This is a genomic window from Enterobacter cloacae complex sp. P12RS (assembly GCF_014895875.1).
Taxonomy (GTDB): Bacteria; Pseudomonadota; Gammaproteobacteria; order Enterobacterales; family Enterobacteriaceae; genus Enterobacter; species Enterobacter bugandensis.
The window spans coordinates 41,665-53,438 of the sequence record NZ_JADBQO010000028.1 but is presented as its reverse complement, the minus strand read 5'-3'; the positions used below and the strand labels follow the sequence as shown (position 1 = coordinate 53,438).

At 62.8% G+C, this 11,774-nt stretch carries 11 protein-coding genes; 1 reads left to right on the top strand and 10 read right to left on the bottom strand.

Annotation, left to right across the window (positions count from 1 at the left end; translation table 11 throughout):
• Positions 1–150 precede the first annotated feature (150 nt).
• The gene (locus IM284_RS16200; RefSeq protein ID WP_047367432.1) at positions 151–1,419 is read left to right on the top strand and encodes an OprD family outer membrane porin; all 1,269 of its coding nucleotides are present in this window, start codon (positions 151–153) and stop codon (positions 1,417–1,419) included.
• 76 nt (positions 1,420–1,495) lie between these two features.
• Here IM284_RS16200 and IM284_RS16195 read toward each other — a convergent pair whose 3' ends face one another.
• The 10 genes from IM284_RS16195 to IM284_RS16150 form a co-directional block, all read right to left on the bottom strand.
• On the bottom strand, positions 1,496–3,136 hold the full coding sequence (locus IM284_RS16195) for a thiamine pyrophosphate-binding protein (RefSeq protein WP_047367431.1): 1,641 nt from the start codon (positions 3,134–3,136) through the stop codon (positions 1,496–1,498).
• Between the two features lie 13 nt (positions 3,137–3,149).
• Positions 3,150–4,619 carry an aldehyde dehydrogenase gene (locus tag IM284_RS16190; protein WP_047367430.1) on the bottom strand — a complete coding sequence of 490 codons (1,470 nt, stop codon included), beginning with the start codon at positions 4,617–4,619 and terminating at the stop codon, positions 3,150–3,152.
• 9 nt (positions 4,620–4,628) lie between these two features.
• A complete protein-coding gene (locus IM284_RS16185) occupies positions 4,629–5,399 on the bottom strand; it encodes an aspartate dehydrogenase (protein ID WP_041908340.1) in 771 nt (256 codons plus the stop codon).
• 9 nt (positions 5,400–5,408) lie between these two features.
• Entirely contained in the window at positions 5,409–6,203 is a 795-nt protein-coding gene (locus tag IM284_RS16180) for an SDR family oxidoreductase (protein WP_047367429.1), read from the bottom strand.
• The gene (locus tag IM284_RS16175) at positions 6,187–6,957 is read right to left on the bottom strand and encodes an alpha/beta fold hydrolase (protein WP_047367428.1); all 771 of its coding nucleotides are present in this window, start codon (positions 6,955–6,957) and stop codon (positions 6,187–6,189) included. Before IM284_RS16175 ends, IM284_RS16180 begins: the two co-directional genes overlap by 17 nt.
• A gap of 9 nt (positions 6,958–6,966) precedes the next feature.
• Positions 6,967–7,497, bottom strand: coding sequence for a cupin domain-containing protein (locus IM284_RS16170; protein ID WP_017382915.1), 531 nt, complete (start codon positions 7,495–7,497; stop codon positions 6,967–6,969).
• 10 nt (positions 7,498–7,507) lie between these two features.
• Positions 7,508–8,764: an MFS transporter gene (locus IM284_RS16165; RefSeq protein WP_028014347.1), complete on the bottom strand. Its 1,257-nt coding sequence runs from the start codon at positions 8,762–8,764 to the stop codon at positions 7,508–7,510.
• A 25-nt stretch (positions 8,765–8,789) separates the two neighbouring features.
• Positions 8,790–9,977 carry an NAD(P)/FAD-dependent oxidoreductase gene (locus IM284_RS16160; RefSeq protein ID WP_047367427.1) on the bottom strand — a complete coding sequence of 396 codons (1,188 nt, stop codon included), beginning with the start codon at positions 9,975–9,977 and terminating at the stop codon, positions 8,790–8,792.
• Positions 9,974–10,900 carry a VOC family protein gene (locus IM284_RS16155; RefSeq protein WP_047367426.1) on the bottom strand — a complete coding sequence of 309 codons (927 nt, stop codon included), beginning with the start codon at positions 10,898–10,900 and terminating at the stop codon, positions 9,974–9,976. Before IM284_RS16155 ends, IM284_RS16160 begins: the two co-directional genes overlap by 4 nt.
• Before the next feature lie 78 nt (positions 10,901–10,978).
• The gene (locus IM284_RS16150; RefSeq protein ID WP_028014350.1) at positions 10,979–11,767 is read right to left on the bottom strand and encodes an IclR family transcriptional regulator; all 789 of its coding nucleotides are present in this window, start codon (positions 11,765–11,767) and stop codon (positions 10,979–10,981) included.
• Positions 11,768–11,774: the final 7 nt, after the last annotated feature.

Below are 11,774 nucleotides of genomic sequence, written 5' to 3'. Positions count from 1 at the left end.
CGTATCGGTAACACCTCTGAAAGCCCCGTCAAATCTACCCTTTCCGGCTGAAACGTCTGGTCACATATTTATTGCAATCGTTAATCTTTCCGGTAATTATCAAACGCGCAGTAATTCAATTTAATATATTAAGACAGAGACGTTCCCTCCGTGAAAAAAGAATTATCGTTAATTGCTTTAAGTTTATTCGCCGCATTACCCGCCGCTGCAAGCCAGCAATCTGACAGCAAGGGTTTTATCAACGACAGCCATTTAGACCTGTTTTTACGCAATGCGTATATCAGCCGTGACTACCATCAGGGCCAGCAGGATAAAGCCGAATGGGGTCAGGGGATCATCGCCACCTTTGAATCCGGCTATACCGAAGGGCTGGTGGGCTTTGGCGTGGACGGCATCGCGCAGTACGGCGTGCGCCTGGACGGCGGTCGCGGCAAGAGCGGTGCGGGAGGTATCGACTTCTTTAAACAGGAAGACGATGGCCGGGCCAAATCCGATTTAGCGAAATTTGGCGCTACCGCCAAAATGCGGATCTCGAATACCGTGCTGAGCTACGGTAACCAGCGTCCTGAACTGCCTATCGTTAACGCCGACAGCTCCCGCCTGCTGTTTGAAAGCTACACCGGTGCCATGCTGACCTCGAAAGAGATCGACGGGCTGGAAGTGAACGCCGGTTATTTCACCGACGAGCAGCGTAAAAGCGACGACCGCCACGACAGCGGCCTGAAAAGCCTGACTTTCGGTGGCGCAAGCTACCAGTTCAACGACCAGTTCAGCGGCGCGGTATACGCCTCTCATAACGAAGAGGTGATGAACAAACAGTACCTGGGGCTGAATTACAAACAGCCGTTCAGCACCGGGCAGCAGCTGGTGCTCGACTTTAACGGCTATAACTCGCGTCTGGATCAGGGCTACGCTGACAGCCTCGACACGGGCCGCAGCAACACCATCTGGAGCCTGGCGGCGAGCTACATCTGGGATATTCACACGTTCAAAGTGGCGTACCAGCAGAGCAGCGGCAGCACCGGCTATAACTACGGCGGCTATCGCGACAAGGGCGGCGTGGGTGACGGCGGCAACACCATCTGGCTGGCGAACTCCTACTGGTCTGACTTTAACGGCGAAGATGAACGTTCCTGGCAGGCATCCTACGGTCTGGACTTCGCGGGTCTCGGCCTGCCGGGCCTGAGCTGGACCACCGCCTACGTGCGCGGCGACAACATTAAGACCTCTGAAACCAGCAACGGCAAAGAGCACGAGTGGTTTAACCAGATCCAGTACCAGGTGCAGGACGGCCCGGCGAAAGATCTGAAGCTGAAACTGCGCTACTCCGTGCTGCGCGTCTCCAGCAACGCAAGCGACTATAACGTGGGCGGGGACGAGATCCGCGCTTACGTGGAATACCCGTTTAACGTGTTCTGATAAAACAAGCCGGGTGGCGGCTTCGCCTTACCCGGACTACTGTTTTCTCCCTCTCCCCGTGGGAGAGGGAAAACAGCTAGTAAAGCGTTTTCTGCGGCGGCCCGGCAAACTTCAGCGCGCCAATCTGACCCATCCGCACTTCCACTACCGACGGTCCCGGCATCGCCAGCGCCTCCGTCATCACGGCTTCAAAATCCTCTGCCCGCTCAACGCTCCACGCCTGCAGGCCAATTGCCTGTGCCAGCAGGGTAAAGTCCGGCGTATGCAGTTCGTTATAATACTGTCGCCCGCCGAAGTACTTATCCTGAATGCCGCGCATCACGCCGTAGCCCCCGTCGTTCATGATCAGCAGCGTCACGTTAGCTTTCTCCTGCGCAAGCGTCGCCAGCTCGCCTAAATTCAGGCTCAGGCCACCGTCGCCCACCAGCCCCACCACCTTACGCTGTGGGTTGGCAATCGCGGTACCAATCGCCATTGGCAGCCCCATGCCAATCGCCCCGGCAAGAGAGTGAATGTTCATCAGCGGGCCGTTAGCCCTGAACAGACGACTGCCCCACAGGCTGCCGGAAACGGTGATATCGCGCACCAGCAGGCCGTCCTGCGGCAGGGCTTTTTCAATGGCGTCGTTGAGCTTCGCATAGGCGCCGCACTGCTCGCGCAGGCCCTGTTCAGCCTGCAATACCGCCTGCTGCACCTGCGCGTCCCACTGGGCGTTGCCCCACTCGCGGCCCTGCGCTTTATCGGCCAGGGCGCCAAGCAGCGCTGAACAATCGGCTATCAGCGTGTTATCCATCAGGTAGTTACGGCTCGCCGCCGCCGGGTCGATATCTATCTGCACCCGCGGAGACGGCAACTCCAGCGTCCATGAGCGGGTTTCGTTGCTGCGCAGGCGAGAACCGGCCACCAGCGTAAAATCACACTGCGCAATCAGCGCCTCAACCGAAGGCGAGTTGTGGAACGCCCGCAGGCTGGCACGATGGCCGTCCGGCAGCACGCCGCGCGCGTGGGTGCTGGAGATCACCGTCATGCCCGCATCCGCCAGCTTTTTCACCGCGTCAGCGCTTCCCAGCGCCCCGCCGCCCAGCCACAGCAGCGGCTGTTTAGCCTGCCTGAGCTGCGCCCACAAAGCATCCAGCATCGCGGGATCCACGGCTGCAACCGAAGCCGGTTTCACCGGTGCGGTCACCAGAGACAGCGGAATTTTAGCCCCCTGAATATCAATCGGGATCTCCACAGAGACCGGCCCGCACGGCGGCGTCTGCGCCTCCTGAATCGCTTTATGCAGAATCGCTATCGCCTGGCTGGCATTGCTGATGCGGTACGCCCGTTTTGAACTGGCCTTCAGGAAGGTCAGCTGGTCGCGGGTTTCATGGATAAACCCGGTGTCGGCGTCCAGCCAGGCCTTCTCAACCTGTCCGGTTAAATGCAGCAGCGGCGTGGAGGCGTTCATCGCCTCCACCAGCGCGCCTACCGCGTTCCCCGCCCCCGCGCCGGTGCTGGTCAGCGCCACGCCGAGGCCGGAAAACCGCCCGTGGGCGTCGGCCATGGTGACGGAACCCGCCTCGCCGCGCGCGGGCACGAAGCGGATTTTGCCCCGCTGCCCTATCGCGTCCGCGATCGGCAGGTTGTGAATGGAGATGACGCCGTAGATGGCCTCAACCTGATACTGCTCCAGCGTTCTGGCGATGGCGTCGCCGACGGTTATCATTTCGCTCATTGCTCACCCTTTCTCAGTCGCACCAGTGGTTGACGCTGTTACCCGTCGCCAGATAAATGCTCTTTTGCTGCATCCAGGCTTTCAGCCCCTGAATGCCCTTTTCGCGGCCCAGACCGCTCTCTTTAAAGCCCCCGAACGGGGTCGAAATCGCAAAAACTTTGTAGGTGTTGATCCACACCGTACCGGCTTCCAGCTGCTCGCTCAGGCGCAGCGCCCGCCCGGTGTCGCGGGTCCAGATCCCTGCCGCCAGGCCGTAAACCGAGTCGTTCGCCTCACGGATCAACGCCGCTTCATCGCGAAACGGCATCGCTACCAGCACCGGGCCGAAGATCTCCTCCTGGCAGGCGCGGGCGCCGTTCGTCAGCCCTTCGATAATGGTCGGCTGGAAGAAGCTGCCGTTTGCGAGGTCAGGATCCGCCGGGATCTCCCCGCCGCACAGCACCCGGCCCCCCTCGCGCTTCGCCAGCTCGACGTATTCCTGCACGCTCTGGCGATGTTTCTCATTGATCAGCGGCCCAACGTGAACGCCGTCGGTGAAGGGGTGCCCTACGCGCAGCCCGCGAGTTAATTCCAGCAGCCGCGCCATCAGCGGCGCGTACAGGCTTTCGTGGATAAACAGCCGGGACCCGGCGATGCACGCCTGCCCTGCTGAGCTGAAAATGCCGTAGCAGATCCCGCGCGCGGCCTGCTCAACGTCGGCATCCTCCAGCACGATGGTCGGGGATTTACCGCCCAGCTCCAGCGACGCTGGGATCAGCTTTTCCGCGGCCACGTGCGCCAGATGGCGGCCCGTGGCGGTGCCGCCGGTAAAGGAAATTTTTCGCACGCGGGGATGGCGCGCCAGCGCGTCGCCAATCACCGAGCCTTTGCCCGGCAGCACGCTCAGCAGCCCGGCGGGCAGCCCGGCCTGTTCAAAAATGCGCGCCAGCTCCAGCGCCATCAGCGGCGTGGCTTCGGCAGGTTTTAAAATAACCGCGTTTCCGGCGGCGATAGCCGGGGCGACCTTCTGCATCTCGCTGGCAATGGGCGAGTTCCACGGCGTGATGGCCGCCACCACGCCGAGCGGCTCATAGCGGCTTAGCATCAGCAGATCCGGCTGGCGCGGCGTGGGCAGCTCCCCTTCCAGCAGCTCGCAGGCGGCGGCGAAGTAGCGCGCCGTTCCCGCCGCGCTCATCACCAGCCCGCGCGCCTCCGCCAGCGGCTTGCCGTTATCCCGGCTCTGCATCTGCGCCAGCTCGTCAGCGCGGGACTCAATCAGATCCGCCACCTTGTGCAGGATCTTCGCCCGCACGTGCGGCAGGCTGTTGCGCCAGACGGGATCGCGCCACGCGCACTCGCCGGCCTCGATCGCGTCGTGCAGATCGTCAAGGTTTGCCGCGTTCAGCGTCGCATTGAGCGACCCGTCAGCCGGGAAGTGGCTCTGCATCGGGTTGCCACCGCCGCGTCGCCACTGGCCGCCGATAAAAATCTTCAGATCGTCCATCGTCACTCCTCAGCTCAGGGCCAGTTCGCGGCAGGCGCGCACCGCGCTGAGTGCCGCCAGGGTGGAGGTTTTAGGGTTAGACGCCAGCGGCAGCCCGCTCAGCTCCAGATGGAATTCGCCAAACAGCCCTTCTACGTGCAGCGTGTGGGTGTTACGTTTCGTTGCCGGGTCAACCATCAGCTGCACGCGGGTTTCATCCATCCCGACGCCGCCGAGCGCCACGGTCGCCGCCACGTTGGCGTTCGCCGGGAACAGGCGCGCCGCCTCGCGGGCGCTGCCTTCGAAGAAGACTTTCGCTTCTGACACTGCGTTAAGGTCGATAAGCTGCTCGGCGTAGCTGCCGCGCCAGCTGGCCGGGCTTTTACGCGACTGATAGGTGACGCGCTCAAGCCCGCCCTCCTTCGCCGCCGCCAGCCCGTCAATGCCAGCCACCGCCCCGGAAAGCAGCGTCAGTTTTCCGCCCGCCGCGAGCAGGCGCTGCTCCAGCGCGCTGTCCGCCAGCGCGCCGGTGGAAATGACCGCCAGATGCCAGCCGCGGCGCAGAATCGCTTCGCCGTACTGCGCAACCGCCTGCTGGCTGGCGCACTCCAGCACCAGATCGGGCGTTTGTGCGCACGCCATCGGCGAGGTCAGCGCCTCGACCGCATCGCCAAACTGGTCGCGAATGGCGGCATGGTGAGACGCGCGCGCCACGATCCAGCCGATAGCCACGCCAGCGGGCAGACGCTCAATCACCGCCTGCGCCATGGCGCCATAACCAATTAACATTACCTTTTTCATGATGCGTCCTTACAGATGGCGGCAAAAGCCGCCGGAAACGTCCAGCGCCGCGCCGGTGGTAAACGAGGCCAGCGGTGAGGCGAGGAACAGCAGCGCCTGCGCGGGCTCCTGCGGCTTGCCGAGGCGCGCCATCGGAATGCCACGCTTGCGCGCGATCTCCGCCGTCCACTCCGGCCAGCTCTGGCTTTTATCCGCCCGGCTTTCAAAGCGGCGCTGCCACTGGCCGGACTCGACCATACCGAGCAGTATGGAATTGACGCGAATGCCTTTGCCTACCAGCTCTTTCGAGAGCGTCAGCGTCATGTTCAACAGCGCGGCGCGGGCTGCCGACGTGGCGATCATGTGCTCTTCCGGCTGAAGCGCCAGCAGGGAGTTAACGCAGGTGATGGAGGCGATATCGGAGCGTTCCAGCAGCGGCTGAAACGCCTGCACCGGATTAATGACGCCAAACAGTTTAAGTTCGGCTTCGTGCAGCCACGCCTCGCGAGGCGTGTCGCTGAAGTGCGCCACGTAGCCCTGACCGGCGTTGTTGATCAGCATATCCGCCGCGCCAAAGCGCGCCTGCACCGCATCTGCGAAGGCCTGCACCTCGTCGGCGTTCAGCACGTCGCAGCGGTATGAGAAAATTTCCCCGTCAGGATAGTCGTTTTGCAGCGTCGCATGGGCGCTGGCGAGCCGGTCCGGGTCGCGGCCACAGAAGGCGACTCTCGCCCCTTCGCCCAGCAGCAGGCGCAGCGTTTCAAAGCCAATGCCGGACGAACCGCCGGTAACGACCGCTACGCGGCCGTCAATGTGTGCATTCATCGCGCACCTCTTCGCTAATGCGTAAAAGCTGTTGATTAAAAAACGCGTCGTTATCGAGATAGCTCGCGTGTCCGGCCTGCGGAATCGCGGTAAACGGCATGCCGTAGCGCAGCGCCAGCCCCTGTACCAGCTCGGGCTGCGTGATCGCGTCCTGCTCGCCGCACCAGACTTCAAATTGACCTGCGTAACGCTTAAGCCAGCCGTGAATGTCATCATGCGCCAGCATCCACGCGGCAGCGAGGTAGCCTTCGGGGCGCAGCCTGCGCATGCCCGCCGCGACGGTGGCGATATCGTCCGGGCGCGCGCCGGGGCGCAGCAGCTTCGCGGCGCGGGTCTGCGCGAGAATGTCGCCGCCGAGCGCCATCTGCTGCTCGCGATTACGCCAGACCTGCTCTCGCTGCGCCGGCGCGGCATTACCGTAGCCCTGCGCGGCGTCCGCCAGCACCAGATGAATGACGCGTTCAGGGAACTTCGCCGCAAACGCGCTGGCCACCAGCGCCCCCAGGGAATGGCCCACCAGTACCGCCTGCCAGACGCCTGCGCGGTCGAGCATCGCCGCCAGCGCGTCGGCGTAATCTCCGGCGTTCGCCCGCTCAACCGCCAGCATCGGGCTTTCGCCGTAACCGGGCATGTCCCACGCCAGCACGCGAAAGCCCTCCAGCGCCATCTGCTTATGCCAGGACGCAGCGCCAGAGCTGATCCCGTGCAGCAGCATCAGCGGGATGCCGCTTCCCTGTTCACGAAAAGCCGTCATGTCGCCCCCTTAGTTCCGCTTCACTTTTGAGAGCGGATGATCGGAGGGATAGGTCGGGATTTCCGGCTTGTTGGTTCCCAGCATGACGCACATCAGCGCCTCTTCTTCCCCGTGGTTAAACAGGCCGCGATAGATGCCCGGCGGGACGGAGATCAGGTCACGCTCGCGCAGCACGGTTTCGGTGTAGTTGTCGCCGTCCTGGATCATCAGCGTGATCTGCCCTTTGAGCATGAAGAACACCTCCTCCACGTCGTCGTGCAGGTGCAGCGGCCCTTCGCACTTCGACGGCAGCACCATGGTGGAGAAGGTAAAATGGTCCGCCTGCACGGTATTGGTGTCGTTCGCCACGCCGGTTGCCCCGGTGCCGATGTAGCGCATCTGCGCGCGGCGGTATTTCGGGTCAAAATCGGCCTGGAACTTCAGCGCGTTCCAGTCGTATTTACGGCCTTCGAAGCGCGCGATGCGCGACTCGACCCACTCTTCCATCGTCAGGTGGTCAGGTTTGATGCCTGTTTTGTTGGTTACGGTTGAATCAGTCATGACACTCTCCTCAGTAACGTCTCAGCAGCGGCAGTAACAGGACGCAGCCCACCGCCGCCATCACCGCCAGAAAAATCAGCCCGGAATCCATGCTGTGGGTGAAGGCGATCAGCGCGCCCATCACCGCCGGCGACAGCGCGCCCGCAAAGTTTCCCAGCCCGTTGAAGATGCCGCCCGCCGTGGCGCTCACCCGGGGATGGGTGGCCTTCGCCAGCAGGGCGAAAATGTTGGGGGCGCCGGTGCCCCACATAAAGGTGCTGAAGCTCATCGCCGCGATGATGGCAAGCGGGGTATCAAGGTGCATCACCGCCGCCAGCCCGACGGCTGCCCCTGCCATCGAGATAAAGCAGGCCGCCGCGCGCTTATCGACCCGGTCAGAGAGCCACGCGCCAATCACCTCTCCCGCCAGCATGGCGATGAACGGCATCGACGACAGCCAGCCCGCGTGCTCCAGGTGGATGCCTTTGCCCTTAATTAAGTAGCCAGGCAGCCAGCCGTTGATGCCCCACAGGTAGGTCAGAAACGCGATGTTGAAGATGCAGATGATCCAGAAGTGCGGGCTGACAAACAGCTCGCGCCGCGCCGCGCGCCGCTCGTCCTGAGACGCCTGCGAGGTACCGGGTTTTGCTTCCAGACGGATCCCGCGCAGGCCAACGCGCACAAAGATAAGCACCGGCACGGTCAGCATTGCCATGACAAAGAAGGTGCTCTGCCAGCCGAAGGTGTTCAGCAGCCACAGGGAGAGCGGGAAGCCAATCGCCGCGCCGACCGGCGTGCCCAGCAGCCAGAGCATGGTGGCGCGCGCCTGTAAATGCTGCGGGAAGTTGTGGCGCACGATGGCGAAAGCCAGCGGGAACAGCGGTCCTTCCGCCACGCCCAGCAGGATGCGCAGGACGATCATTAGCGTGTAGTTATGGGTAAAGCCCATCGCCACCATCAGCGCGCACCACACCACCATCATCCCGGTGAGCAGGCGCAGCGGCGCGATTTTGTCGCCTAAACCGCTCAAAAATACCGACGAAAAGCCATAGCTCAGCAGGAAGGCGCTCATCAGAATGCCGAGGCGCGTGGTGTCAAAATCGATGCCCATGGCCTGCTGGAAATGGGTGTCGGAAAAGAGCGCCGCGATGCTGATTTTGTCGAAAAAGGCCAGCAGCACGCAGGCCAGCAGCGACAGCGGGATGGCCCAGCGCACCGCTTTTTCAGGCGTGCGGGTTCCCTCACCGCTCGCCTCGACGGGCGCGGTGTTGGTCTCTAATGTGGTCATGTCTCCCCCTACGGGTGCGGGTTAGCTATCGCAGTGACATCAGTGAAAAAGCCGGATCGGCGAGCGGTACGTCCGACAGGTCCCGCCCCGCCGCCATCCAGCGCTTCGCCAGCTTGACGGTGCGCGCATCGTTGAACGCCACCAGCTGCGTTAGCCGACCGTTGTCGTCCAGCGAGAAGTACAGCGCCTCTTCACGCACTATCGTTCGGCTGCCCGGCTGCGGAATGCCGAGGATCTGGATGTTGTGCTGATATTGATCCGACCACAGCCACGGCGCGTCGTCGTAGCCTGGCGCATCGGGGTTAAGCATCGCTTTCGCCGTCGCCACCGCCTGATTCTGGGCGAAGGCCCAGGACTGAATGCACAGGCCGTAGTGATGGTGCTGCGCCACGTCGCCTGCGGCAAAGATGAACGGATCGGACGTCCGTCCCTGGGCGTCCGCCACGATCCCCCGCTCGGTGCGAAGTCCCGCATCGCGCGCCAGCTCCAGATTGAGATCGACGCCGATCCCCACCACCACCGCGTCAAAGGTTTCGCGCTGGCCGTCGCAGTGGATGACCGGCAGGCCGTTATTGTCCTCCAGCTCCAGCGCGCCGCAGCCGGTACGGATATCCACCCCCTGCTCGCGATGGATAGCCTCTAAGCGCTGCGACACCTCGCCGCTCACCGAGCGCATGCACAGCGCGGGCTGCTGCTCGAACAGCGTGACCGCTACGCCGCTTTTGCGTGCGGAAGCGGCAATCTCAAGGCCGATCCAGCCGCCGCCGACAATCGCCAGTCTTTTACTTTCCGCCAGACGCGCCTTCAGGCGCTGCGCATCCTGCCAGTGGCGCAGAGTGTAGACCTGCGGATGCGCCGCCCACGCCTGCGAAGGCAGGCGCGCCCGCCCGCCGGTGGCCATTAAAAGGATGTTGTAACTAAGACGTTCGCCGTTGCTCAAACGCACGGTTTTCGCTTCACGATCGACTGATTCAGCCCGCAGCGGGCGGTACCATGCCAGGTTCAGCGCCTGCTGTGCTTCTTCGCTAAACAGCCGCGGGAGCGCCGCGTCCGGCTCCAGCAGAGACGCTTTCGACAGCGGCGGACGTTCGTAGAAATCCCACTCCTCTTCCGCCACCACGCAGATCTCGCCGTCGAAGCCCTCGTCGCGCAGGGTTTTCGCCGCCCAGCCGCCCGCCTGACCGCCGCCGATAATGACAATGCGCGACGTCATACTGCCTCCGGCTTTTTCTGCTGACGGCGGGTGTCGTGGTCAATCCCACCCTCCACCGCCCATTCGGTAAAGGAGACCAGGGAGTGCTCCAGCTCGCGCGGCTGCCAGTTTTCCGTCAGATAGTCGTCGTTGGTGTAATACTCAAACGCGCCGCCGGTCGGGCTATTGACGTACCAAAAATAGGCCGACGACACCGGATGGCGGCCCGGCCCGATAAAGGTGCTCCATTCATTTTTATTCATCGCGATACCGCCGCCGATCACCTCGTGGATGTCGCGCACGGTGAAGGCCACGTGGTTGAGGCCGCGCTTGCGGTTCGGCAGTTGCAGCAGGAACAGGTTGTGATGTCCGCCGCGCACCCCGCAGCGCAGGAACACGGCGCGATTGATGTAGCGGTCCGAAACCTGGAAGCCGAGCACCTCGCGGTAGAATTTTTCCACCGCCGCCAGCTCTTCTACAAAGAACACCACGTGCCCGACGTTGATCGGCTGCGCACGATCGTAAACCGGGCTGGGCGTGTCGATACGGCGGGCATCGCCCCACTGGTTGATCGGCTCAACGTTCAGCTCCACGTCGGTCTGCTGGCTGACCTGCACGCGCAGGGTCATGCCGTTCGGATCGAGGCATTCCAGCGCGTCGCCCACTTCGCGAAAGCCGGGCTGTCTCGCCAGCTTCGGGCGCAGCGCGTCGAGATCTGACTGTGCGGCCACCGCCCAGGTCATGCGGCGCAGGGTGTTGCCCGCTTCAAACGCCGGCGGCAGGTCGGGGCTGTCGATGGGGTTCAGCTCCACGCGCGCGCCGCTCAGGGTGGTAAAACGCTGGCCGCTGGCATCGCCCGTCAGGCCAAAATCACGCATAAATTTGGCGCAGTGCGTCAGGTCTTCCACGCCAAATTCCAGCTTTTCAATTCCGGTTACACTCATCGTTCGTTGCCTCATCTGGCCCAAATTGGGCGTAAAACATGCCCGACGCAGTCAAGCGCCTGACGTTAACTCACTGATTTAGCTGGCCTGTGACAAATAGCCTAAGAAGCCAGAAATTTTATCCGCCGCGAGGCGAACCTCGTTTTGCAGCCGCTCGCGGTCGGTCTGCGGGATCTCTTCCGACGGCACCAGAATGCTGACCACCGCCGCCACGCGTCCGCTTCGGTCATACACCGGGTAGACGATGGAGGAGATGCCGTGGCGGAAGAAGGATTCGCCGATGACAAACCCGCGGGCTTTGTCCTGTTGCACCATCTGCCACAGGGCCTCGCGGTCGTGAAGCTGCCCCGGCGTGTTGCCCGGCAGGCGCTCGTGCGGGAACAACTGTTCGAAATCGGCGCGGGAAATATCGGTCAGCAACATGCGGCCCAGCGAGGTGCAGTGCACCGGCAGGCGGGTGCCAATGCTGACCTGATTGATGCGCGACCCGGCGGCGCTGACGCGGGCGATGTAGATAATGTCGCGCCCGTCGCGGATCGCCAGATGGCTGCTGCACTGGCTCACGTCGCGCAGCTGCTCGATCACCGGCTGGCCGACCTGCGCCACGTCCAGCGAGGCGATGTACTCAAAGCCGAGACGCAGCACGTTCATGCCCAGCGAAAAGGTATTGGTGCGCGCGTTGCGCTCCAGAAAGCCCATGTACTCCAGCGTCTGCACCACGCGATAGGCGGTCGCCTTCGGCATATCCACCAGCCGGTGCAGCTCGGCAAAGGTCAGATCGCGATGCTGCTCGCCAAAGGCCAACAGCAGCTGTAAACCGCGCTCCAGCCCCGGCACCAGATACTTCACTTCCTGATCGTTTGCCATAATCGCT

What these genes read in the sequence shown, in the direction of transcription:
- IM284_RS16195 (WP_047367431.1), bottom strand. Translation starts at nt 3,136, where the DNA reads ATGAGCGAAATGATAACCGTCGGCGACGCCATCGCCAGAACGCTGGAG.
- IM284_RS16190 (WP_047367430.1), bottom strand. Translation starts at nt 4,619, where the DNA reads ATGGACGATCTGAAGATTTTTATCGGCGGCCAGTGGCGACGCGGCGGT.
- IM284_RS16185 (WP_041908340.1), bottom strand. Translation starts at nt 5,399, where the DNA reads ATGAAAAAGGTAATGTTAATTGGTTATGGCGCCATGGCGCAGGCGGTG.
- IM284_RS16180 (WP_047367429.1), bottom strand. Translation starts at nt 6,203, where the DNA reads ATGAATGCACACATTGACGGCCGCGTAGCGGTCGTTACCGGCGGTTCG.
- IM284_RS16175 (WP_047367428.1), bottom strand. Translation starts at nt 6,957, where the DNA reads ATGACGGCTTTTCGTGAACAGGGAAGCGGCATCCCGCTGATGCTGCTG.
- IM284_RS16170 (WP_017382915.1), bottom strand. Translation starts at nt 7,497, where the DNA reads ATGACTGATTCAACCGTAACCAACAAAACAGGCATCAAACCTGACCAC.
- IM284_RS16165 (WP_028014347.1), bottom strand. Translation starts at nt 8,764, where the DNA reads ATGACCACATTAGAGACCAACACCGCGCCCGTCGAGGCGAGCGGTGAG.
- IM284_RS16160 (WP_047367427.1), bottom strand. Translation starts at nt 9,977, where the DNA reads ATGACGTCGCGCATTGTCATTATCGGCGGCGGTCAGGCGGGCGGCTGG.
- IM284_RS16155 (WP_047367426.1), bottom strand. Translation starts at nt 10,900, where the DNA reads ATGAGTGTAACCGGAATTGAAAAGCTGGAATTTGGCGTGGAAGACCTG.
- IM284_RS16150 (WP_028014350.1), bottom strand. Translation starts at nt 11,767, where the DNA reads ATGGCAAACGATCAGGAAGTGAAGTATCTGGTGCCGGGGCTGGAGCGC.